Below are 21937 nucleotides of genomic sequence, written 5' to 3'. Positions count from 1 at the left end.
AAATGATCGATTACCTGGTGGCGATGATCAGCGTCCGCATCCACAAGGCCCGGACGGCCCCCTCACGCGGGGCGTCGGCGGTCGAGTGGGCGATCATCACGGCGATCATCGCCGGGGTGGCGCTGGGCCTGGCCGCGCTCATCCAAGGCCTCGTCGAGTCCCGCTCGGCCGAGATCACCACGAACTTCGGCGGCGGCGAATCCGGTGGCGGCGGCGGTGGTGAGTGAGACGTCCTGACCGCCGGGACAACGACCGGGGCGCGACCGTCATCGAGCTCGCGCTGCTCATGCCGGTCGTCCTGGTCGTGGTGCTGCTGATCGTCCAGATGGCCCTCTGGTTCCACGGGCGGCAGGTCGCCGACGCGGCCGCGCGCGAGGGCGCCCGGATCGCACGATCCGGTGACGACGACTGGCAGGGCGCCGCCGAGGCCAAGGCCCAGCAGATCATCCAGGCCATCGGGCCGGAGATCCTGCGGTCGGCCACGGCGACCGCGTGGGAGGAGGGCGACTCGCGCGGTGTGGAGGTGACGGGCAGCGCGGTGCAGGTCGTGCCGCTGCTGCCCGAGATCTCCTTCACGATCACGGCCCGGTTCGGCGGGCCGGTGGAGTGTTTCCGGCCCGACGACGGCAGCGGGGGGTGTGCGCCGGATGAGTGAGCAGGCGACGGACCGGGGGTCCATGTCGGTCGAGACCGTCATGCTGGCGCCCGTCCTGCTGCTCTTCCTGCTGTTCCTGGTCGGCGCCGGACGTGTCGTCGAAGCCCAGGGCGAGGTCAACGGCGCCGCCCGCGACGCCGCGCGGGCCGCCTCGGTGCAGCGCGACAGGGGCGCGGCCGAGGAGGCCGCCACGTCGGCGGCCACCGGCGCGCTCGCCGACTGCCCGCCGGAGGTGTCGATGGCGGGCACCGACTGGCAGGAGGGAGGCCAGGTCGAGGTGACCGTGACCTGCACGCTCGACCTCGACTTCCTCGGCTTCGGCGCCGCCGTGACGATCAGCGGGGACTCCGTCGTCCCCCTCGAACAGTTCCGGAGGGTCGAGTGAGACGGGCCGACCGGGGTTCCATGTCCACCTTCGTGGTGCTCTTCTCGGTCGCCGTGTTCCTGCTCGCGGGCCTGCTCGTCGACGGGGGCGCGGCGATCAACGCCAAGTTGCGCGCGGCCGACATCGCCGAGCAGGGCGCGCGGGCGGCGGCCGACCGGATCGACGTCGAGACGCTCCGGTCGACCGGACGGTTGCGGCTGCTCGGCGACGCCGAGGTGTGCGGCCGGGCCGGCGAGATCGTCTCCGCGCACGACGCCGACGGGGTCGCGATGGGTCGGTGCACGGTCGGGGCGGGCCAGACCGAGGTGACGGTGGAGGTGAGCGTTACATGGGAAGCGTTCTTCCTGGCCGCGATCGGATTTCCGGGATCGGAGATGACCGCGTCGGCGACGGCCGTCCCCGACCAGGGAGACGGCGCGTGAAACGGACCGCCGGTGACGTCTTCGCCGGTCTGGCGGCCCTGGTGGCGCTGGTCGCGCTGCTGGGGGGCGTCCCCTATGCCCTGATCCGGTTCGCCGGGCCGCCCATCCCCGACGAACTGCTCGACCTCGACGCCCTGATGAGCCAGGTCGGCACCGAGACGATCACCGCCGTGCTGGTGCTGCTCGTGTGGGTCGCCTGGGCCCAGCTCGTGGTCTGCGTCCTGGTCGAGGTGTACGCCGGCATCCGCCGCATCGGCATGCCCGCCCGCGTCCCGCTGTCGGGCGGCACCCAGGTGCTGGCCAACCGGCTGGTCTCGGCCGTGCTGGTCCTCTTCACGGTCTCGGCCGTCGCCGTCCCGCTGACGCGGTTCGCGTCCACGCCCGTGGTGCCCGTCAAGCCGACGCTGGTGAGCGCCGAGTCGGCGATCACCGAGCGCGCGGCCCTGGTGCCGCGCGGCGAGGTCAAGAAGGTGTACGTCGTCCAGCCGCCCCACGGCCGCCACCACGAGAGCCTGTGGGAGATCGCCGAGAAGTGCCTCGGAGACGGCCGCCGCTACGGCGAGATCTACGAGCTCAACAAGCACAAGGAACAACCCGACGGGGCCCGCCTCCACATGGCCGACCTGATCCGTCCGGGCTGGGTGCTGGACATGCCGGGCGATTCCCGCAACACCCACGTGGTCCCCGCCGACGACAGCCGCACCGAGATCCTCAAAGACCACCCGGGCCCGCCCGGCAAGGACAAATCCGACCGCACCGCCCCGCCAGACCGGAGCACCCAACCCGAGCGGAGCACCCAGCCCGACCGGGTTGGCCAGCCCGACCGAGACACCACACGGCCGGGCGACGACACCCGCTTCGAGAACCGCGACAACACCCACGCCCAGCCTCCAGCGGAACGACCCGGCGCCGACCCCACGCGGAACCCGACGCGGCCACCCGCAGAGAACCGCCCGCCGACCGCCGACCCGACCCCGCCGCCCTCGGCGGGGGAGGACAACGCCGCCCGCCCGCCGGTCGCGGGCGAGCCGACCCGCCCACCGGTCGACGGCGATTCGACCAGGCCAGGTGACTCGACCCGTCCTCCTGCCACGGGAAACCGGGCCGACGACGTCACCCGTCCTCCTGCCACGGGAAACCCGGGCGACGACGCCACCCGCCCCCCTGCCACGGGAAACCCGGCCGACGACTCGACCCGTCCCCCCGCCGCCGAGACCCCCACCCGGCCGCCGACCGAGGAGACCGCAGGCCGCCCGGCCGAGACCGGGACTCGCCCGTATGAGACCGGCAGGCCCGAGGCCACCGCCCGCCCGGACCGTACCGAGCCCAGGAAACCGATCCCGACCGTCACCGCGACCACCCCCGCCGAGGAGCCCGGCATCGGGGACACCACGATCCCCCGGTCGGGCGTGGTCGCCGCGCCCGAAGGCGGCGCCATCCTGACCACCCCGGTCGCCGGACAGGGCTGGACCGAGCAGGTCGACCTGGCCGACTACCTCGCGGGGGCCGCGCTGCTCTCGGCGGGACTGCTCCTGCTGCTGGGCAGGAGGCGCAGGCGGCAGCTCTGGACGCGGGCGTTCGGGCACCGGATCCAGCGGCCCAGGGGAGAGGCGGCCTCGGCGGAGGTCGCGATGCGGCTCGGCGCGGACGCCCCGGGCAGCCGTGTCCTCGACAGCGGGCTCCGGCTGCTCGGCAGGCTGCTGGCCGAGGCCGACCGTCGGCCGCCCGCCATCTACGCGCTGCACCTGTCGGCGCGCGGCATGGACCTGTGGGTGCATCCGCCGAGCCAGGACGTCCCGGCCCCGTTCGAGGCGGCCGACGGCGGGCAGATCTGGCGGCTGGCCGCCCACGAGGCGAGAAGGCTCGACGACCAGGCCCTGGCCGACGTGCCGGCCCCCTACCCGGGCCTGTTCTCCCTCGGCACCGCCGAGACCGGCCGGGTGCTCGTCGACCTCGAAGCCGCCCACGGCGTCATCAGCGTCGTGGGCCCGCAGGCGGTCGCCGCCCTGTCGGCGCTCGCCGTCGAGCTGGTCACCAACCGCTGGTCGGACACGATGAAGGTCACTCTCGTCGGTTTCGGCCAGGAGTTGCGCGCGATCGCCCCGGAACGGGTGAACGTCGCGGCCTCGCTCGCCGAGGTCCTGCCGGAGTTCGAGAACGCCGCCCAGCCGCCCGACGTCCTCACCGGGCGTATCCACGGCCGGGCGCGCAACCCCGTCCATCCGCCCCACTACCTGCTGAGCGCCGTCCAGCCGACCGCCGAGGAGGCGCGCAGGCTCGCGGTGCTGGCGAAGAACACCAGGTCGGCGGCCGGATACGTGATCGCCGCGCCGCTCCAGCACGCCACCTGGACGTGGGAGGTCACCGAAGACGGCCGTTCGGTCATCGAGGCGCTGGGCTTCGACGTGAAGGCGCAACTGCTGCCGCGCCGCCACTACAGGGCCATCGTCGACCTCTTCCGCACCGCCGACGACAAGCAGGGCGAACCGCTGCCGCTGCCGGACATCCGCCGCCACGACGAGCCCCCGGCCATCGAGGTCCGCATCCTCGGCCCGATCGAGATCTCCCCGGTCAACGCCCTGGAGGAGGGCCGCGCCGCGCTGGCCGGCGAGCTGGTGGTCTACCTGGCCACGCATCCGGGGGGCGTGCACCCGGTGGTGCTGGGCGGAGTGCTCTGGCCGCGCGGCGTGCAGCCGATGGTGCGCGACGCGACCCTGGCCCGCGTCGCCGAATGGCTCGGCAAGGACCAGGAGGGCCGCCCCTACCTGTACGCCGACGCCTCCGGCCGCCTCCACCTGAGCGAGGAGGTCAGAACCGACTGGTCGATGTTCCAGGACCTGGTCAGGAGAGGCGACCCGATGTCGCTGGAGAAGGCGTTGCGCCTGGTCAGAGGGCCGTTGCTGAACCCCAGGCCGGCTGGTCGCTACGCGTGGCTGGCCGCCGACCCGCTGGAGTTCGACGTCACCGCCTCGGTGGCCGACGCCGCCCACCGCCTGTGCGAGTCGCGCCTCTACCGGGGCGACGCCGAGGGCGCGATCGCCGCCGCGAGAACGGGGCTGCTGCTGGCCGCCGACGACGAGGGCCTCTGGCGTGACCTGCTCAGAGCCGCCCACGCCACCGGCGAGCCGGCCCGGCTCCGCGCCGTGGTCGACGGCCTGCACCGCCGGGCCGCCTCCCATCCATACGGAGGCGGCATGGCTCCCGAGACCGAAGCCCTCATCGACGAACTGCTCCCCGTGTGGCGAGCGACGACCACCGCGTGAGAACCATGCCGAAACACACACATCACTGGATCACGGTCCGGCCCGGTCGTTACGTTCACCCCGTGCGCTGGGTAGCCGTCATCGGGCTCGTCACCGCCCTGACCGCCTGCGGAGCCCCGGCGGACCGGGGCTTCACGCCGCAGGGCGCGGCCCCGTCGAAGGCCGCCGTGGCGGCCGCGCCGGCGACCGCCGAGACCGTCACGATCAACGACGACCTGACCGTCTCCATCGAGTGGCCCGACCGGCGCGACGAGATGATCACCGCTTTCACCGACTCCTACGTGAACCAGTGGAAGGCGGTGGCCTCCGGCGGCGCCGACGAGACGTACCTGCGCAACGTCGAAGACGAGGCGAGCCGCGTCGCCTACGCCTGGGTGTCGAGCTTCGCCAAGACGAAGACCTCGGCGAAGGGCACCGCCAAGCTCTATTCGATCCGGGTCGCCGCGGTCGACGGCCGGGGCGCCGAGGTCGACGCCTGCGTCGACACGTCGGGGGTCCAGGTCGTCGACGCCGCCGACGCCCCGCTGCCGCAGCAGCCCAACTGGACCAAGCCCCCCAAATCCATCTATCTCCAGGTCGCCGCCGTACGGCGAGGGGACGACGGAACCTGGCGCGTCAAGTTCTTCCAGCACGCCGCCTTTCCCGACCAAGCCGCGAAGGAGTGCCAACGGTGAAAGCCGCGCTCGCGTTGACACTGGCCCTGAACCTGGTCTCCGCCGCCCCGACCCCCGGCGGCGCCCACGGCGAGGGCTTCCAGACGGGCCGGACCGTCGGAGTCCGCCTGACCAACTCCAACATCATCATCAGCGGCAACGGGACCAACGGCCGCGCCGACGGCTACAAGATCAAGCGCCCCTGCTGGTACGAACCAGGCAAGTCGGCCGAGGACATGCTGCAGACCCAGGAGCAGCTCCGGAGCTGGTGGTTCCACACCAACCCCGGCGGCACCGAGGAGGACTTCCAGAAGTTCCTGGAGCAGTACAAGGACAAGGTCGGCCAGGACGGCCGCTGGTGGTCGCCGGCCTACAACGCGGCCGACCCCGGCGGCATGGCGTGCTGGTCGGGCCTCGAAGGGGCACTCTGGGTGCCCGACGGCGAGACCCCGGCCGGGGGGATCACCATGGAGGAACTCCTCCAGATCGCCCGCGCCGCGCTGACCGTGCCCGAACCGACGATCGAGCTCAACCCCGACGCGAAGAGCTACGTCAACCTGCCGACGTGGGTATGGCTGGGCGACCAGGGCGCGACCACCCGGTCGGTCACCGCGACCCTGCCCGGCGTCATGTCGGCCACGGTCACCGCGACCCTCGACACCATCACGATCGACGCGGGCACGAGCAAGGACCGCGCCGAGGTGAAGCAGAACTGCGGCCCCAACGGGCACCCCTACGTGAAGGGCGGCACGTTCACCTGCGGCGTCCGCTACCTGCGCGCCTCGGCCGACCAGCCGCGCAAGGTCTACACGCTGACGGTGACGACGGTCTGGCCGGTCACGAGCAATGTCGACCAGTCCGTCGTGCCCTTCGTTTACGATCCGGTTGAGGCGACGGTGACCCGAGACGTACCCGTGGGTGAGGTGCAAACCTCTGTCGAGGGGTAGTCGTCCAAGCCCGTGATCGTGCGTCCGTCACATCTCCTTCGGCGCACGATCACGGCCCCTGACTAGAGCGCCGCGCCCTCGTGGGCGAGCAGCCACTCCTTGACCGGCGTGCCGTAGTAGTAGCCGCCGTAGCCGCCCGTCGACGGCAACACCCGGTGACAGGGCACGAACGGCGCGACCAGGTTCTGCGCGCACGCGCCGCCCGCCGCGCGGGCCGCCGTCCGCGGCATCCCGGCCCGCTCCGCCAGCTCCGCGTAGCTCACCGTCGTCCCGGCCCTGACCCCGCGGAGCGCGGTCAGGAGCCGCTGCCGCCGGTCGCTGCCGGGCTGGACGGCCGCGATGGCGTCGAGGGCGTCGAGGCGTCCGTCGAGATATTCCTTTACGGCTCCCGCCGCCCCCGGCACCTCCCCGACGGCCAGGCCCAGCTTGCGCAGTTCCGGGGAGAGCCGGGCGAACATGGCCTCCGGATCGCCGGTGAAACCGGCCGCCACCAGGACGTCGTCGTGCGCGAGCATGGCCAGCGGTCCCGCGGGCGTCGGCACGGTCTGGGCGATGATCATGATTTCTCCTCGGCGTTCCACAGATGCAGCGCGGCGTAGGCCCGCCAGGGCCGCCAGCGCTCGGTCTCACTCATGGGGATGGCCAGCGCGGCCATGGTGCGGCGCAGCCCGAGATCGTCGTCGGGCCACGCGTCGGGATCGCGCAGCGCCCGCAGGGCCACGTATCCGGCCGTCCACGGCCCGATCCCGGGCAGCTCGACCAGCGCCGCGACCGTCTCGGCCGGATCGCCGGCCTCCAGGTCGATCTCCCCGGACGCCACCGCCTCGGCGGCGGCCCGCAGCGTGGCCACCCGGCGCGTCGTCATGCCCAGCCCGTCGAGGTCGAGGCCGGCCATCTCCTCGGCCGACGGGAAGATCTCCGCCGACCGGGCGGCGATGCGCCCCAGGATCGTGCGGGCCCCGGCGACGGAGATCTGCTGGCCGACGACCGCCCGTACGAGCAGCTCGAAGGAGTCCCACGCCCCCGGCACCCGCAACCCCGGCCGGGCCGCGACGAGCGGCCCGAGCGTGGTCGGTTCGAGGGCGGCGGCGATGGCGTGGGGATCGGCGTCGAGGTCGAGCAGCCGGCGGCACCGGGCCACGATCCTGGCGAGCTGGCGGGTGTCGCCGCCGGTCACGGTCAGCCGGACATGGTCGGTGACCGGGGTCAGCGTGACCTCGCCGCCGGGGATGCGCCGCTTGTAGACGGCGTTGTCGACGACCTCCTCCACGCCCGGCACGGCCCGCGCGTTCAGGAAGGCCAGCAGGGCCCGCGCCTCGAACGGCTGCCGGACGCCCAGCCGCAGCGTCAGCCCTCCGGGCGCCATCGGCCCGTCGGACCTGCGCAGGTCGCCGGGCGCGAACCGGTAGGACTCCTTCATGGCGGCGTTGAACTGGCGTACCGAACCGAACCCGGCGGCGAAGGCCACATCGGCCATCGGTAGCGACGTCTCGGTCAGCAGTTGCTTGGCCAGCAGCAGCCGCCGGGTCCGGGCCACCGCGAGCGGCCCGGTGCCGAGCTCGGCCGCGAACAGCCGGTGGAGGTGGCGCTCGCTGACGTGCAGGCGGCGGGCCAGCTCGGCCACCCCGCCGTCGTCGGCGACCCCGTCGTCGATCAGCCGCAGGGCCCGCCCGACCAGGTCGGCCCGGAGGTCCCAGCCGGGCGCGCCGGGCGACAACTCGGGCCGGCAGCGGCGGCACGGCCGGAACCCGGCCGCCTCCGCCGAGGCGGCGTGGTCGTAGAACCGCACGTTCTTCCTGGCGGGTGTGCGCGCCGGGCAGATCGGCCGGCAGTAGATGCCGGTCGAGGTCACCGCCGTGTAGAACCGCCCGTCGAACCTGCGATCCCTGGCCGAGATCACCAGATAACGCTCCTCGAAGTCGAGTGTGTTCACGCCGAACACGCTACGCCCAGCTCACAGGGACGAGCTGGCGGAATTCGGACGTCAGCGTGGCAACCCTTCTGACCAGGGACGACGTCACGACCGTCGCGCCTTCGCGGCCGGTCGGCGCCGCTTGCGGCCGAGCCGGAGACCGGCGGCGGGGCCGGCCGGGCGGAGCCGTAACGGAAAGCCCCTTCAAAGGGCGAGTCGGCGCCGCAGCCACAAAGGGCGAGTCGGCGCCGCGGCCACAAAGGGCGAGTCGGCGCGCCGCAGCCACAAGGGGCGAGACCGCCGCCACAAGGGGCGAGACCGCCGCCACAAGGGGCGAGACCGCCGCCACAAAGGGCGAGACCGCCGCCACAAAGGGCGAGTCGGCGCCGGAGCCACAAGAGTCGGCGCCGCGGCCACAAAGGGTGAGTCGGCGCCGCAGCTTCAAAAGCGCGATCCGGCGTCGCAGCTACGAAGGGCGAGTCCTCGCCGCATCTGGTTCGGGCGGCTTGCGCCGCCCGAAATTTCGGCATATCGATCCGCCGCTGTCCACGCGCGCCTTCGGCGCGTGCATGGCGTCCGGGACCTCCGGGCGCTATTTCGACGAGATGCCGACGCCCAGGTCGAACTCGCGGTAGACGCGTGCCCAGAAGCCGTCGCGCAACCAGACGCGGGCCTCCGGGTAGGGCCGCAGCGAGTGCCCGAGCTCCTTCTCGGCCTCGATGAGCAACTCGGTGTCGATCACGGTCGGCAGGAGCGGTCCCGGGAGCAGGTCGCGGATGTTGTCGCGGCCCCGCGTCAGGATCCACTTCTGCGCGACGTGCTCGCCGACCTCCTCTACCCGGGGGCGGCTCGGCCCGAGCTTGGGCTGGCCCGCCTGCTTCTGCGGCGGGGCCGCCGGTTTGGCGGTGCGGCCCGCGAAGACCTGGGCCGGTGAGGGCGGCGGGGTCACCGCCACCGGGATCGGCGCACGCGTGAAAAAGGCCCTCAGGAAGTCGGCGGTGATGATCTCAACGGTGTCGGACTCCCAGACCAGCCGTTCGGCCTGGTTCGTGCCGAAGGGGGGCTCCACCCCCCACAGGTGCACCCGGACCCCGTAGGCCTGGGCGGCCTCCACCGCCGGCACCATGTCCTCGTCACCGGCGATCAAGACGGTGTCGCTGACGGCGTGGTGCCGGGCCAGCGCCTCCAGGTCGCTCCGTATCTGGGCGTCCACGCCCTTCTGCTGGCCACGCGCGTTGAGGTTGCCAAGCCGCACCTTCACCCAGGGGAGCTGGGCGATCACCCGCTGGTCGACCGTGGGGACCCGGTCGCGGGCGGCGTCGTACCAATAGACACGCAGGAGTTCGCCGGGGAGGCGCTCCATGGCATGCTTCTGCAGGGACTGGATCAGTTCGTCGGCCGCGACGCGATATTCCTTGCGTTCCTTCGCGCCCAGCAGAACCTCGCCGGCGGCGGCGTAGAGATAACCGACATCGACGAGAACCGCGTATTTCGCTGCCATGCTGTGCACTGCGAGGTCCGGGATGGCCATCGCGTCCTCCAGGCCTCGTCTCCGTGTGTTGTTGGTCTAGCTGGTATTGCCCTTTTGGAGATACTCCCAACTCTTGGGCCACTTGACACCCGGTTCGGCCGATCTAATCCCTGTCTATTCGGGTAGTCCGCTGGCCCTCCAGGATCCCTTACCGGGTCTTTGCGGGACGTTTCCCCGCATCCTTCGCGAAGGGGCCCGCCACCTGGGCGGACTCGGCTCGCTTTGCTGCTCCGTCAGTGAAATATCACGTAGCGCTACGACCAGCGCGGCCACCTCTTCGGGCGTCGCGTCGCCGCGCACGATCCTGAGGTGGGTCATAGCGGGATGTTCCCATGCTTCTTCGGAGGCAGGGAGGCCCGCTTGTTCCGCAGCGTGCGCAGCGACCGGATGATCTTCACGCGGGTGTCGGACGGGCGGATCACCGCGTCGACGTATCCCCGTTCGGCGGCGAGATAGGGGTTGGCGAGGGTGTCCTCGTACTCGGTGATGTAGCGGGCCCGCGCCGAATCGGGGTCTTCCGCGTCGGCCAGTTCGCGGCGGTAGAGGATGTTGACCGCGCCCTGGGCGCCCATGACCGCGATCTGCGCGGTGGGCCAGGCCAGGTTGATGTCGGCGCCGAGGTGCTTGGAGCCCATGACGTCGTAGGCGCCGCCGTAGGCCTTGCGGGTGATCACGGTGACCAGGGGGACGGTGGCCTCGGCGTAGGCGTACAGGAGCTTGGCGCCGCGCCGGATGATGCCGTTCCACTCCTGGTCGGTGCCGGGCAGGAAGCCGGGCACGTCGACGAAGGTCAGCACCGGCAGGTTGAACGCGTCACAGGTACGTACGAACCGGGCCGCCTTCTCCGAGGCCGCGATGTCGAGCGTGCCGGCCAGCGACATCGGCTGGTTGGCCACGATCCCGACCGCGTGCCCCTCGACCCGCCCGAACCCGACCAGGATGTTCGGCGCGAACCCGGCGTGCACCTCCAGGAACTCGCCGTCGTCGAGCACGTGCGACAACACGGTGTGCATGTCGTAGGGCTGGTTGGCCGAGTCGGGGATCAGCGTGTCGAGCTCCCGGTCGTCGTCGGTGACCGTGAGGTCGGCCTCGGCGTCGAAGACCGGCGGCTCGTCGAGGTTGTTCGACGGCAGGTAGGACAGCAGCGCCCGCGCGAAGTCGAGGCAGTCGTGCTCGTCGGTGGCCTCGTAGTGGGCCACGCCCGACTTGGAGTTGTGCGTGTGCGCGCCGCCGAGCTCCTCGAACGTCACCTCCTCGCCGGTGACCGTCTTGATCACGTCGGGGCCGGTGATGAACATGTGCGACTTCTCCGACACCATCAGCACGAAGTCGGTGAGGGCCGGCGAGTAGACCGCGCCCCCGGCGCACGGCCCCATGATCAACGAGATCTGCGGGATCACGCCCGAGGCGTGCACGTTGCGGCGGAAGATCTCGGCGTACAGGCCGAGGGAGACCACACCCTCCTGGATGCGCGCGCCCCCGGAGTCGTTGATGCCGATGACCGGGCAGCCGGTCTTCAGCGCGTGGTCCATGACCTTGACGATCTTCTCCCCGAAGACCTCGCCCAGCGACCCGCCGAACACGGTGAAGTCCTGCGCGAACACCGCGACCGGACGCCCGTCGACCGTGCCGTAGCCGGTCACGACGCCGTCGCCGTAGGGCCGTTCGCGGTCCATCCCGAAGCTGGTCGACCGGTGCCGCGCAAGTTCGTCGAACTCGACGAAGGAGTCTTCGTCGAGGAACGCCGTCAGGCGCTCCCGGGCGGTCATCTTGCCCTTCTCGTGCTGCTTGGAGACCGCGCGCGCCGACCCCGCGTGAGCCGCCTCGTCGAGCCGTCGCTCCAGGTCGGCGATCTTCCCGGCGGTCGTGTGCACGTCGATCTCTGGCACCGGTTGAGCACTCATGGCGCAAGGGTAATCCGGACGCCCCCGCCGACTTCCAGGGGGTGTTCACGCGTGACCCGCGTGACGCTGGGTAGTCGCGACGCATGAGTACGCAGGCCCCGGCTCTGAAGCGCGTCATCGGACGCCGCATGCTGCTGCTGTTCGTCGTCGGCGACATCCTCGGCGCCGGCATCTACGCTCTGGCCGGCAAGGTGGCCGGCCAGGTCGGCGGGGCGTTGTGGGTGCCGTTCCTGGTCGCGTTCGTGCTGGCGGCCCTGACCGCGACCGCCTACGCGGAACTGGTCGGCAAGTACCCCCAGGCGGCCGGCGCGGCCCTCTACACCAACCGTGCCTTCGGCATCCCGTTCCTGACCTTCATCGTGGCCTTCGCCGTGCTGATGAGCGGCGTGACCTCGGCCGGCGCGGCGGCCAGGGCCTTCGGCGGCACCTACCTGGCCGAGTTCGTCACCCTCCCCACCGTCGTGGGCGCCCTGATCTTCCTGGCCGTCGTGACCCTGGTGAACTTCGCCGGCATCTCCGAATCGGTCAAGGTCAACGTGGTCCTGACCCTGATCGAGGCGTTCGGCCTCCTGGTCATCATCGCGATCGGCGTGTACGCCCTCCTCACCGGCGACGGCGAGCCCTCCCGCGCCCTGGAGTTCCACCCCGAGAACGGCGCCTTCCTCGGCATCCTGGGCGGCACCGCCCTGGCCTTCTACGCCCTCCTGGGCTTCGAGGACTCGGTCAACCTGGCCGAAGAGGCCGAAGACCCGCAGCGCTCCTTCCCCCGGGCCCTGTTCGGCGGCCTGGCCGTCGCCGGCGTCATCTACCTGGCGGTGGCGTTCACCGCGACGACGCTGGTCGACACCGAGACCCTGAAGAACTCCACCGGCCCGCTCCTCGAAGTGGTCAAGGTCGCCGGCCTGGAGTTCCCCCCGAAGCTGTTCGCCCTGATCGCCCTGCTGGCCGTCGGGAACACCGCCCTGATCAACATGCTGATGGCCTCGCGCCTGGTCTACGGCATGGCCCGCGAGGGCATCGTGCCGAAGGTCTTCGGCGCCGTCCACCCGAGCCGCGCCACCCCGTGGGTCGCCATCCTCTTCACCGTCGCCATCGCCGTGGTCCTGGTCTGCACCGGCGACGTGGGCGGCCTGGCCGACACGACGGTCCTGCTGCTGCTCGGCGTCTTCACCATCGTCAACATCGCCGTCCTGGTGCTGCGCAGGGAGACCGTCGAGCACGACCACTTCCACGCCCCGTCGTGGGCCCCGGTTCTGGGCGCGGCCGCCTGCGTGATCCTGATCCTCCCGATCACCGGCCGCGAGGGCTCGGTCTACCTCCGCGCCCTCATCCTGCTGGCCATCGGCGTGGTGTTGTGGGCGGTGAACCACCTGGTGGGCAGACGGTCGAAATCCTTGTAGCCGAGGGCTGGATTCTCCGTCTGCCCGCGCATACTATCAAGGATATATACCATCGACGGTATGGTCGAGATCGCGCTGGAGCCCGAGGTGGAGGCGTGGCTGGCGGAGTTGCCCTTCGGGCACTACCAGCGAGTCATGGCGAAGGTGGACCGATATCTCTGGCAACGGTGCGGACAACCGGATGGTGATCACGTCAAGAGCCTGCGTGAGGGTGTCAGCGAATTACGAGTGCCGCTGCACGAACAATCCTGGCGGATCACTTTCTGGCGGCCCGGGGGCGGAACGATCATTCTGCTGACGGTGTTTGCCAAGACACGCAACGGGCCACAGCATGATGACGTGGAGCGGGCGGTGAAGGCGATGCGAGCTTGCCAGTCGGGGCATGACATGAGCACCACCCACGTGTTCGACAGGAGGTCATGATGGCCGGACACAGCACGTGGCGGACTCTGCGGGACAAACGGCTCCAGGAGGCCGAGGTCGAGGAGCACCCGGAGTACACCCGGGCCCTCCGCGACATGGATCTGGGTGACCGGCTTCGCGAGGTCCGGGTGGCGCGGAAGCTGACCCAGGCCGAGGTCGCCGCTCGGGCGGGGATCTCCCAGCCTGCCCTTTCCCGCATCGAACTGGGTGGCGGGATACCGACCCTGGAAATGCTTGACCGGATCGGCCGGGCGATGGGGGTCCGGTTCACCATCTCCGTGGGCGAGGAGGAGGCCGAACAGATCGACCTGCTTGCCGGTTGACCGCCGCCACGTCGAAATCGTGACCTCCTGGCGGAGATCGGCAGAGCCGGATTCGGGGGAGGCGGGGCAGAGTGGAGGGCATGACAGAGGCGGTTCGGACGCGGGGCCTGGTGAAGGCCTTCGGGCAGCAGGTCGCGGTTGCCGGGGTGGATCTGGTCGTGCCCGCCGGGAGTTTCGCGGGGCTCGTGGGGCCCAACGGGGCGGGGAAGACGACCACGCTGAGCATGATCACGGGGCTGCTCAGGCCAGACGGCGGGCTGGTGGAGATCCACGGCGCCGACGCGTGGGCCGAGCCCGTGAAGGTCAAGAGCTCGATCGGGGTGCTGCCCGAAGGGCTGCGGCTCTTCGAGCGGCTCAGCGGGCGGGAACTGCTGCTCTACAACGCCGAGCTGCGCGGCATCTCCCGGGAGGAGGGCGCGAAGCGGGCGGCCGAGTTGCTGAGGGTCATGGACCTCGTCGAGTCGCAGGACAAGCTCGTCGTCGACTACTCGACCGGCATGCGGAAGAAGATCGGGCTGGCCGCCGCGTTGCTGCACAACCCGGCCGTGTTGTTCCTCGACGAGCCGTTCGAGGGCGTCGACCCGGTCAGCGCCAACACCCTCACCGAGGTGCTGCGCCGCTACACCGCCTCGGGGTCGACCGTGATCTTCTCCAGCCACGTCATGGACCTCGTCGAGCGGCTGTGCGACTGGGTCTCGGTCATGTCCCGGGGTCACATCGTCGCGCAGGGGCCGATCGGCGAGGTGCGGCGCGGGCGTTCGCTCAACGAGGCGTTCCTCGACCTCGTCGGGGCCGGCGGGTCGGGGGAGGAGGGGCTGTCGTGGTTGGGCTCTTCGTCCGGCTGAAGCTCCGGCTGATCGCCGGAAGCCTCAAGGGCACCGGCCAGCAGCGGGCCGGGTTCCTCTTCTCGCTGATCGCCGGGCTGCTGGTCGCCCTCGCCGGGTTCTACCTGATGGCGGGGCTGCGCACGCTCGACCCGTCGACGGCCGCCGACGTCGGGGTGGTCTTCTTCTCGTTCATCCTCATCATGTGGATCGTCGGGCCGCTGCTGATGTTCGGGCTCGACGACACCCTCGACCCCGCCCGGCTGGCCCTGTTCCCGCTGACGACCGGGCAGCTCACCCGCGGGTTGCTGGCCTCCTCCGCCGTCGGCGTCTGGCCGGTCGCCTCTCTCTTCGCGATGACGGGCGTGATCTTCGGGCTGGCCCGCTCGGTCACCGGCGCCCTCATCGGGATCGTCGCGGTGCCCGTGGCGTTCGCCTGCTGCCTGGTGGTGTCGCGGCTGGTCACCACCGCCCTGTCCGGCGCGCTCCGGACCCGGCGCGGACGCGACCTGATGGCGGTCGCCGTCATCCTCGTCGTCGTGGGCTCGCAGCTCCCGGGCATGCTGCTCAACCAGGGGCTCGGCGACGGACTTGAGATCATCACCCGGACCGCCGGAGTGCTGCGGTGGTCGCCGACCGGGCTGGCCGCCCACGCCATCGCCGACGGCGGGCTCGTGGGGGTCGCCGAGGTGGTGGCGGTGGCGCTGTTCACCGCCGTCTGCGCGTGGTTGTGGATCGTCGCGCTCAAGGCGGCGCTCACCAGGGCCGACTCCTCCAGCCAGGGCGGCGGGAGCGTCCGGCGGTCGCGGTTCGGCGGGCTGCTGCCCGAGGGCGTGCTCGGGGCGGTCGTCGCCAAGGAGCTCAAGTACGCCCGCCGCGACCCCCGGGGCCGTGTCACCTGGATCAGCGCCCTGGCCGTCGTCATCGTCATGATCTTCTCGACCCGGAACAACACCGGCGGCGAGCCGATCGTCTGGATGGGCGTCTTCCCGGTCTGGCTGGGCGGCCTGGTGGTGTCGCTGCAGGCGACCAACTCCTTCGGCATCGACGGCAGGGCCCTGTGGATCAACGCCGTCGTGTACGCCAAACCCGAGGCCCTCCGCGCCGACCTGGCCGGACGCCACCTGACCATCACCCTCCTCGGCGCCCCGCTGATCTGCCTGGCGGCGGTGGCCACCGGCCTGCTGACCGAACCCGTGTGGATCCTCCCTGCGGCGCTCATCGGAGTCGGCGTGATGGGGCTGGTCTTCGCGGTCGGGTCGTTCACCAGCGTCTACTTTCCCTACACCCAGCCCGAACGTATCAACGCCTTCACCGGCGCGGCCCCCGGCCAGGGCGGGCAGGCGTTCCTGTCGTCGATCGGCTCGCTGGTCGGCGGGGCGGTGCTCTCGCTGCCGGTGCTCATCCCGGTCATGGCGGGTCACCTCTGGGTGTCGGCGCTGATGCCGGTCCTCGGTTTCGGGCTCGCCTGGCCGGCCCGCGCCAAGGCCTCGGTGATCGGCTTGCGCCGCATGCCGGAGCTGATGGCCGATGTCTCCCGCCCCACCTAACCATTGGTCTAGTCCAATGGGTGAGACCGGTCTGAGGCTGTTCGGGAGCACTCGCTAGTCTTCCAACCATGGCCGCCCTGTCTCACCACGACCGCCACAGCGCCGTCACCGAGATGCCCGACGACCTCCGCGCCGACGTCCGCCTCCTGGGAGAGATCCTGGGACAGGCAATTGCCGAAGACGGCGGCCCCGACCTCCTGGCCGATGTCGAACGTCTCCGCAAAGCGGTCATCGCCGCCCGCCGGCGGGAGACCACGGTCGACGACGTGGCGGCTCTGGTCGCCGAATGGCCCCTCGATCGGGCCGTGTTGATCGCCCGGGCCTTCACCTGCTACTTCCACCTCGCCAACCTGGCCGAGGAGCACTACCGCATCCGCATCCTGCGGCAGCGCGACCGCGACGACGTGCCGGTGCCCGAGTCGCTGCCGCAGGCCGTGCGGGCGCTGCGCGGCGACGTGGGGGCCGGGGAGCTCGACCGGCTCATCGGGGAGCTGGAGTTCCGGCCGGTGCTGACCGCCCACCCCACCGAGGCCCGGCGGCGCGCGGTGGTGACCGCGATCCAGCGGATCAGCGGCCACCTCGACCTCTACAACACGCCCGGCCGGGGCGCGGGGGAGCGGCAGGAGGCCAAGCGGCGGCTGCGCGAGGAGGTCGACCTGCTGTGGCGGACCGCCCAGCTCCGGTCGACCAAGCTCGACCCGCTCGACGAGGTGCGCACCGCGATGGCGGCCTTCGACGAGACGCTGTTCCGGGCCGTGCCGCTGATCTACCGGTCGCTCGACGGCGCACTGGAGCCGGGCACCGGCACCCGCCCGCCGGTCGCCCGCCCCTACATCCGCTACGGCTCCTGGATCGGCGGCGACCGCGACGGCAACCCCAACGTGACCTCGAAGGTCACGCGTGAGGCCCTGCTGATCCAGAACGAGCACGTGCTGATCGCGCTGGAGAACGCGGCCACCCGCATCGGCCGCACGATGACGGTGGCCGCCGAGCGCACCCCGATCTCGCCCGCCCTGCGCGCCGCCCTGTCCCGCGCCGAGGGCGACTTCCCCGACCTGGTCTCCGAGATGGCGACCCGCTCGCCGAGCGAACCCCACCGGCAGTGGTTGCTGTTCGTGGCCGGGCGCATCGCCGCGACCCGCCGCCGCGACCTCGACCTCGCCTACCGGTCGCCCGCCGACCTGCTCGCCGATCTGCGGCTGGCGCAGGAATCGCTCGTCGAGGCCGGCGCGGTGCGGCAGGCCTACGGGGAGCTGCAGCACCTGATCTGGCAGGTGGAGACCTTCGGCTTCCACCTGGCCGAGCTGGAGGTGCGGCAGCACTCCCAGGTCCATGCCGCCGCGCTGGCCGAGATCGAGGCCGGGGGCGCGCGGTCGGAGCGCACCGAAGAGGTGCTGGCCACGATCCGGAGCATCGCCTGGATCCAGGAGCGGTTCGGCGTCACCGCCTGCTCCCGCTACGTCGTCTCGTTCACCCGCTCGGCCGACGACATCCTGGCCGTCTACGCCCTGGCGCAGCACGCCCTGGGCGACCGCGCGCCGGTGCTCGACGTGGTGCCGCTGTTCGAGTCGGGGGAGGACCTCGACAACTCGGTGCGCGTGCTGACCGGGATGATCGCCTCCGAACCCGTCCAGAAGCGGCTGGCGGCCAACGGCCGCCGGGTCGAGGTCATGCTCGGCTACTCCGACTCCGCCAAGGAACTCGGCCCGGCCGCCGCGACCATGCGCCTCTACGACGCCCAGGCCGCGCTCACGAAGTGGGCCGCCGAGAACGACATCGTGCTCACCCTCTTCCACGGCCGGGGCGGCGCCCTGGGCCGGGGCGGCGGACCGGCCAACCGGGCGGTCCTCGCCCAGGCGCCGGGTTCGGTCAACGGCCGGTTCAAGGTCACCGAGCAGGGGGAGGTCATCTTCGCCCGCTACGGCCACATGGCCATCGCCCGCCGCCACATCGAGCAGGTCACCAACGCGGTGCTGCTCGCCTCGACCAGCCCGGTCGAGCAGCGTACCGCCGACGCCGCCGCGAAGTTCCGCGAGCTGGCCGACCAGGTCGCCACCGCCTCCGAGCGGGCCTACCGGGGCCTGACCGAGGCGCCCGGCTTCCCCGAGTGGTTCGCGCTGGTCAGCCCGCTGGAGGAGATCGGCTCGCTGCGCCTCGGCTCCCGCCCGGCCCGCCGCGGCCTGGGGGCGCCGAAGTCGCTCGACGACCTGCGCGCCATCCCGTGGGTCTTCGCCTGGGCCCAGACGAGGGTCAACCTCCCCGGCTGGTACGGCCTGGGCTCCGGCCTGGCCGCCGTCCTCGACGCCGGAGGCCAGGCGGAGTTGCGGGAGGCCTACAAGGAGTGGCCGCTGTTCGCCTCGCTGCTCGACAACGTCGAGATGTCGCTGGCCAAGACCGACCGCGCCATCGCCAGCCGCTACCTGGCGCTGGGCGGCCGCGACGACTTCTTCAAGCAGGTCATGGACGAATACGACCTGACCCGGCGGCTGGTCCTGGAGATCACCGGCCACTCCCGGCTGCTGGAGTCGCGGCGGGTGTTGTCCAGGGCCGTACAGCTCAGAGACCCCTACGTCGACGCGCTGTCGCACCTGCAACTGCGGGCGCTGACCGCGCTGCGCACCGCGGACGACCTGGGCGACGACGAGCGCGAGAGCCTCTCGACGCTGCTACTGCTCAGCGTCAACGGCGTCGCCGCCGGCCTGCAGAACACGGGCTGAGCCCGCGTACACGTTGAAGCGCTCCTCGCGGAGGAAGCCCACGAGGGTCATGCCGAACTCCCGCGCCACGTCGACGGCCAGCGACGAGGGCGCGGAGACGGCCGCCACGACGGAGATCCCCGCCGCGAGGGCCTTCTGCGCGATCTCGTACGACGCCCGGCCGGACACCAGCAACACCGGCCGGGGCGCGTCGTTCAGCAGCGACCAGCCGATCACCTTGTCGACCGCGTTGTGCCGGCCGACGTCCTCCCTGAGCCTGATCAGCTCGCCCTCGGGGGTGAACAGACCGGCGGCGTGCAGGCCGCCGGTCCGCCCGAACACGCCCTGCGCGGCGCGGAGTTTGGCGGGCAGCCCGTAGAGGGTGTCCGCCGAGATCTCAAGGTCGTCGGCCGCCAGCGGCGTGCACTTGCCGTGCAGCGCGTCGAGGCTGGCGGAGCCGCACACCCCACAGGCGCTCGATGTCACGAAATATCGATCGAGTCCGGGCAGATCGGGCAGGGGACCACGAAGTCTCACCGTCACCGTGTTGAAGCGTGCCTCCGGCGGCACGTCCTCGTCGGTGCAGTAGGCGATGGCCTCGATGCCGGTGATGCCCTCGCCGTTGAGGAACCCGGCGGCCAGCTCGAAGTCGGAGCCGGGAGTCCGCATCGTGATCGCCAGGGTCCGCCGTTCGGTCCCGGACGTGACGCGGATCTCCAGCGGCTCCTCGGTGGCCACCTCGTCGGCCCGGTCGCGGGAGAGGGCTCCGGCGACGGACCGGACGCGGTAGCGGGTGACCGGACGGTCACCCATGGCGGGTCAGCGTCGCGAAGGCGTTGTAGTCGGGGATCTTCGCGTCGGGCGACCGGCGGGCCTTGTCGAGCAGCACGTTGCCCTCCGGCCAGTGGACCTGGATGTTCCCCGGCGTCAGCGGCGCCCGCAGCACCTTGCCGACCAGCGACCCGCTGGGCGTGGTCAGCTCGACCTCGGTCCCGTCGGGCAGGCCGAGCCGGTCGGCGTCGTAGGGGCTCATCAGCACGGCCTCGCGGGTGGCGCCGTTGAAGCCGTCGACCCGCTCGTGGACCATGCTGTTGAACTGCTTGCCGCGCCGGGTGGCGACCAGGAACGTCCCGTCGGGCCGGTGGAGGCTCGGCAGCCCGACCGCCGCGAACGTGGCGGTGCCGAAGGGCAGGTGGCGGCCGCCGTACTGGACGTTGTCGCCGAACTTGGCCAGCTTGGCGATGCCCTCGTAGAACGGCACGGCCTTCTCGATGTCCCGGCGGATCTCGGCCGTGCCTCGGTAGCGGAGCCGGTCGGCGAGTTCGGGTCTCGCGCGGGCGGCCAGCTCGGTGAAGATCTTCCATTCGGGCCAGGCCTCGCCGACGCGCGGCCCCTTGACCTCGGGGGAGAAGATGATGCGCCGTTCGGTCGAGGTCTCGGTGACCCCGCCCTCCATCTCGTAGCGCGTCTGGGCCGGGAGCAGGATCACGGTCTCGCCCGGGACGAGCATCTGCGACGACACCACGATGTCGACGTGCACCCGCAGCCCGACGCGTTCGAGCGCCTCCCGGCAGTACGCCGGGTCGGGCAGCACCTCCAGGAAGTTGCCGCCGCTCGACACCAGGACGTCGAGGTCGCCCGCGTGGGCCGCGTCGATCATGTCGGTGGCGGTCAGGCCCGGGGCGAGCGGCAGGTCGAAGCCCCACAACTCGGCGAACCTGCGGGTGTGCTCCTCGGTGATCGGCAGGCCGCCCGGCAGGCCGGTGGCGTAGGCGCCCATCTCGGCCCCGCCCTGCACGCCGCTGTGGCCCCGGATCGGCATCAGGCCGCAGTGGTCGCGGCCAAGGAAGCCGCGGGCCAGCGCCAGGTTGACGATCGCGCGGACGTTGTCCTCGCCGTAGGTGTGCTGGGTGACGCCCATCGACCAGACCAGCACGGCCGACTTCGCCTCGCCGAGGAGGCGCGCCAGGTCGTACATCTCGGCCCTGGTGGCGCCCGAGAGGGCCTCCAGCTCCTCCCACGACTGGGCCTCGACGGCGGCGCGGGCCTCCTCGAAGTCCTTGGTCCGGTCGGCGATGAAGGCCTCGTCGAGCCAGTCGTTCTCGATCAGGTGCTTCAGCACGCCGTTGAGGAACCCGATGTCCCCGCCGATGTTGACCGGGAAGAAGTGGTCGGTGATCTTCGTGCCGAAGACGGCCGACTCGGCGTTCGAGGGCACCCAGTACTTCTGCATGCCCGGCTCGCGATAGGCGTTGACCATCGCGACCTTCGTCCCGGCCTTCTTCGCGTGGTAGAGGTACTTCATCGCGACCGGCTGGTTGTTGCTCGGGTTGCTGCCGATGAAGACGATCAGGTCGGAACCGATCCAGTCGGTGTACGAACAGGTCGTCGCCGCCGCCCCGATCGCCTGCTTCAGCGCGACCGTCGAGGGCGAGTGGCAGATCCGGGCGGCGTTGTCGACCGAGTTGGTGCCGAGGGCACGCACCGCCTTCTGGGCGGCGAAGTAGTTCTCGTTCGGCACGCCCCGGCTGGTCAGATAGACGCCGATGTTCCCGTTCAGGCGGGGCGCGATCGTGTCGAGCGCCTCGTCCCACGAGATCCGGGTGAAGCCCGGGTCGCCCGCGCGCCTGATCATCGGGTGGGGCAGCCGCCCCAGCTCCCGGAGCTGCGCGCTCTTGGCCGGGAGCGCCGACACGTCGGCCAGCAGGGCCGGGTCGAGCGCGGGGGCGGTGTTCAGCGGCAGCAACCGCAGGCGGATGTTGCACAGATGGACCTCGTCCATCGTCCAGTCGCGCATGCCCTTCGTGCCGAGCGCGCAACCGTCGCAGGTGCCCTGGGTGAGCAGGCGCCAGGCGTAGCGGCGATTGCCCTTCACCGCGCGGAAGGCCTTCCACAACTCCAGGTAGTTGTTGGGTTTACGTTCGCCGATGCCGAAGGGCTTCCAGCTCGCCCAAGTTCTCATAAGGGACAGATTATGCCCAACGGGACGGCTCAAGGGTAGGGGTGGCTACATGGGGTAGTAATCCCAGGTCATCGACTGTTCGTCGAA

At 71.3% G+C, this 21937-nt stretch carries 20 protein-coding genes; 13 read left to right on the top strand and 7 right to left on the bottom strand.

Annotation, left to right across the window (positions count from 1 at the left end; genetic code table 11):
- Nucleotides 1-2 precede the first annotated feature (2 nt).
- The 7 genes from AW273_RS02785 to AW273_RS02755 all read left to right on the top strand — a co-directional run bounded on the left by AW273_RS02785 (nucleotide 3) and on the right by AW273_RS02755 (nucleotide 6325).
- A complete protein-coding gene (locus AW273_RS02785) occupies nucleotides 3-227 on the top strand; it encodes a hypothetical protein (protein WP_030451345.1) in 225 nt (74 codons plus the stop codon).
- Nucleotides 224-655, top strand: coding sequence for a TadE/TadG family type IV pilus assembly protein (locus AW273_RS02780; RefSeq protein ID WP_062344822.1), 432 nt, complete (start codon nucleotides 224-226; stop codon nucleotides 653-655). Before AW273_RS02785 ends, AW273_RS02780 begins: the two co-directional genes overlap by 4 nt.
- On the top strand, nucleotides 648-1040 hold the full coding sequence (locus tag AW273_RS02775) for a TadE/TadG family type IV pilus assembly protein (protein ID WP_157555530.1): 393 nt from the start codon (nucleotides 648-650) through the stop codon (nucleotides 1038-1040). The genes AW273_RS02780 and AW273_RS02775 overlap by 8 nt, the downstream gene beginning before the upstream one ends.
- 20 nt (nucleotides 1041-1060) lie before the next feature.
- On the top strand, nucleotides 1061-1462 hold the full coding sequence (locus AW273_RS02770) for a pilus assembly protein TadG-related protein (RefSeq protein ID WP_062344818.1): 402 nt from the start codon (nucleotides 1061-1063) through the stop codon (nucleotides 1460-1462).
- Nucleotides 1459-4725 carry an AfsR/SARP family transcriptional regulator gene (locus AW273_RS37740; protein WP_062344816.1) on the top strand — a complete coding sequence of 1089 codons (3267 nt, stop codon included), beginning with the start codon at nucleotides 1459-1461 and terminating at the stop codon, nucleotides 4723-4725. The genes AW273_RS02770 and AW273_RS37740 overlap by 4 nt, the downstream gene beginning before the upstream one ends.
- Nucleotides 4726-4787: 62 nt before the next feature.
- Nucleotides 4788-5399 (top strand): hypothetical protein, encoded by a 612-nt coding sequence (locus AW273_RS02760; protein WP_157555529.1) that lies wholly within the window; start codon nucleotides 4788-4790, stop codon nucleotides 5397-5399.
- Nucleotides 5396-6325, top strand: a complete 930-nt coding sequence (locus AW273_RS02755) for a hypothetical protein (protein WP_157555528.1) — start codon at nucleotides 5396-5398, stop codon at nucleotides 6323-6325. The genes AW273_RS02760 and AW273_RS02755 overlap by 4 nt, the downstream gene beginning before the upstream one ends.
- A 62-nt stretch (nucleotides 6326-6387) precedes the next feature.
- On the opposite strand, the gene AW273_RS02750 is transcribed toward AW273_RS02755, so the two are convergent.
- The 5 genes from AW273_RS02750 to AW273_RS02735 all read right to left on the bottom strand — a co-directional run bounded on the left by AW273_RS02750 (nucleotide 6388) and on the right by AW273_RS02735 (nucleotide 11672).
- Nucleotides 6388-6885, bottom strand: coding sequence for a methylated-DNA--[protein]-cysteine S-methyltransferase (locus AW273_RS02750; RefSeq protein WP_062344812.1), 498 nt, complete (start codon nucleotides 6883-6885; stop codon nucleotides 6388-6390).
- On the bottom strand, nucleotides 6882-8258 hold the full coding sequence (locus AW273_RS02745) for a DNA-3-methyladenine glycosylase 2 family protein (protein ID WP_062345419.1): 1377 nt from the start codon (nucleotides 8256-8258) through the stop codon (nucleotides 6882-6884). The genes AW273_RS02750 and AW273_RS02745 overlap by 4 nt, the downstream gene beginning before the upstream one ends.
- A gap of 571 nt (nucleotides 8259-8829) precedes the next feature.
- On the bottom strand, nucleotides 8830-9768 hold the full coding sequence (locus AW273_RS02740) for an NYN domain-containing protein (RefSeq protein WP_062344810.1): 939 nt from the start codon (nucleotides 9766-9768) through the stop codon (nucleotides 8830-8832).
- Nucleotides 9769-9882: 114 nt separating this feature from the next.
- Entirely contained in the window at nucleotides 9883-10086 is a 204-nt protein-coding gene (locus AW273_RS35945; RefSeq protein ID WP_083949449.1) for an acyl-CoA carboxylase subunit epsilon, read from the bottom strand.
- The gene (locus tag AW273_RS02735) at nucleotides 10083-11672 is read right to left on the bottom strand and encodes an acyl-CoA carboxylase subunit beta (protein WP_062344808.1); all 1590 of its coding nucleotides are present in this window, start codon (nucleotides 11670-11672) and stop codon (nucleotides 10083-10085) included. Before AW273_RS02735 ends, AW273_RS35945 begins: the two co-directional genes overlap by 4 nt.
- An 83-nt stretch (nucleotides 11673-11755) precedes the next feature.
- Here AW273_RS02735 and AW273_RS02730 point away from each other — a divergent pair, with 83 nt between their 5' ends.
- The 6 genes from AW273_RS02730 (at nucleotide 11756) to AW273_RS02705 (ending at nucleotide 18909) form a co-directional block, all read left to right on the top strand.
- Complete coding sequence (locus AW273_RS02730; protein WP_062344806.1) at nucleotides 11756-13072, top strand: APC family permease; 1317 nt, start codon at nucleotides 11756-11758, stop codon at nucleotides 13070-13072.
- Nucleotides 13073-13132: 60 nt separating this feature from the next.
- Nucleotides 13133-13495 carry a type II toxin-antitoxin system RelE/ParE family toxin gene (locus AW273_RS02725; protein WP_062344804.1) on the top strand — a complete coding sequence of 121 codons (363 nt, stop codon included), beginning with the start codon at nucleotides 13133-13135 and terminating at the stop codon, nucleotides 13493-13495.
- Nucleotides 13495-13818 carry a helix-turn-helix domain-containing protein gene (locus AW273_RS02720; protein WP_062345417.1) on the top strand — a complete coding sequence of 108 codons (324 nt, stop codon included), beginning with the start codon at nucleotides 13495-13497 and terminating at the stop codon, nucleotides 13816-13818. Before AW273_RS02725 ends, AW273_RS02720 begins: the two co-directional genes overlap by 1 nt.
- Nucleotides 13819-13898: 80 nt before the next feature.
- Complete coding sequence (locus tag AW273_RS02715; RefSeq protein WP_062345415.1) at nucleotides 13899-14663, top strand: ABC transporter ATP-binding protein; 765 nt, start codon at nucleotides 13899-13901, stop codon at nucleotides 14661-14663.
- Nucleotides 14639-16192 (top strand): hypothetical protein, encoded by a 1554-nt coding sequence (locus AW273_RS02710; RefSeq protein ID WP_062344802.1) that lies wholly within the window; start codon nucleotides 14639-14641, stop codon nucleotides 16190-16192. The genes AW273_RS02715 and AW273_RS02710 overlap by 25 nt, the downstream gene beginning before the upstream one ends.
- A gap of 68 nt (nucleotides 16193-16260) precedes the next feature.
- Entirely contained in the window at nucleotides 16261-18909 is a 2649-nt protein-coding gene (locus AW273_RS02705; RefSeq protein ID WP_062344800.1) for a phosphoenolpyruvate carboxylase, read from the top strand.
- Here AW273_RS02705 and fdhD read toward each other — a convergent pair.
- Complete coding sequence (fdhD, locus tag AW273_RS02700) at nucleotides 18859-19701, bottom strand: formate dehydrogenase accessory sulfurtransferase FdhD (RefSeq protein WP_062344798.1); 843 nt, start codon at nucleotides 19699-19701, stop codon at nucleotides 18859-18861. The two genes, AW273_RS02705 and fdhD, sit on opposite strands and share 51 nt — an antisense overlap.
- On the bottom strand, nucleotides 19694-21850 hold the full coding sequence (locus tag AW273_RS02695) for an FdhF/YdeP family oxidoreductase (protein WP_062344796.1): 2157 nt from the start codon (nucleotides 21848-21850) through the stop codon (nucleotides 19694-19696). Before AW273_RS02695 ends, fdhD begins: the two co-directional genes overlap by 8 nt.
- Nucleotides 21851-21937: the final 87 nt, after the last annotated feature.

Source organism: Herbidospora yilanensis (genome assembly GCF_001570565.1).
GTDB classification, from domain to species: domain Bacteria; phylum Actinomycetota; class Actinomycetes; order Streptosporangiales; family Streptosporangiaceae; genus Herbidospora; species Herbidospora yilanensis.
This window is presented reverse-complemented; position numbering and strand designations above follow the sequence as displayed.

Coding starts and splice junctions, on each gene's coding strand:
- AW273_RS02735 (WP_062344808.1), bottom strand. CDS start 11,672: ATGAGTGCTCAACCGGTGCCAGAGATCGACGTGCACACGACCGCCGGG.
- fdhD (WP_062344798.1), bottom strand. CDS start 19,701: ATGGGTGACCGTCCGGTCACCCGCTACCGCGTCCGGTCCGTCGCCGGA.
- AW273_RS02705 (WP_062344800.1), top strand. CDS start 16,261: ATGGCCGCCCTGTCTCACCACGACCGCCACAGCGCCGTCACCGAGATG.
- AW273_RS02725 (WP_062344804.1), top strand. CDS start 13,133: ATGGTCGAGATCGCGCTGGAGCCCGAGGTGGAGGCGTGGCTGGCGGAG.
- AW273_RS02750 (WP_062344812.1), bottom strand. CDS start 6,885: ATGATCATCGCCCAGACCGTGCCGACGCCCGCGGGACCGCTGGCCATG.
- AW273_RS35945 (WP_083949449.1), bottom strand. CDS start 10,086: ATGACCCACCTCAGGATCGTGCGCGGCGACGCGACGCCCGAAGAGGTG.
- AW273_RS02720 (WP_062345417.1), top strand. CDS start 13,495: ATGGCCGGACACAGCACGTGGCGGACTCTGCGGGACAAACGGCTCCAG.
- AW273_RS02775 (WP_157555530.1), top strand. CDS start 648: ATGAGTGAGCAGGCGACGGACCGGGGGTCCATGTCGGTCGAGACCGTC.
- AW273_RS02740 (WP_062344810.1), bottom strand. CDS start 9,768: ATGGCCATCCCGGACCTCGCAGTGCACAGCATGGCAGCGAAATACGCG.
- AW273_RS02715 (WP_062345415.1), top strand. CDS start 13,899: ATGACAGAGGCGGTTCGGACGCGGGGCCTGGTGAAGGCCTTCGGGCAG.
- AW273_RS02770 (WP_062344818.1), top strand. CDS start 1,061: ATGTCCACCTTCGTGGTGCTCTTCTCGGTCGCCGTGTTCCTGCTCGCG.
- AW273_RS02785 (WP_030451345.1), top strand. CDS start 3: ATGATCGATTACCTGGTGGCGATGATCAGCGTCCGCATCCACAAGGCC.
- AW273_RS02695 (WP_062344796.1), bottom strand. CDS start 21,850: ATGAGAACTTGGGCGAGCTGGAAGCCCTTCGGCATCGGCGAACGTAAA.
- AW273_RS02730 (WP_062344806.1), top strand. CDS start 11,756: ATGAGTACGCAGGCCCCGGCTCTGAAGCGCGTCATCGGACGCCGCATG.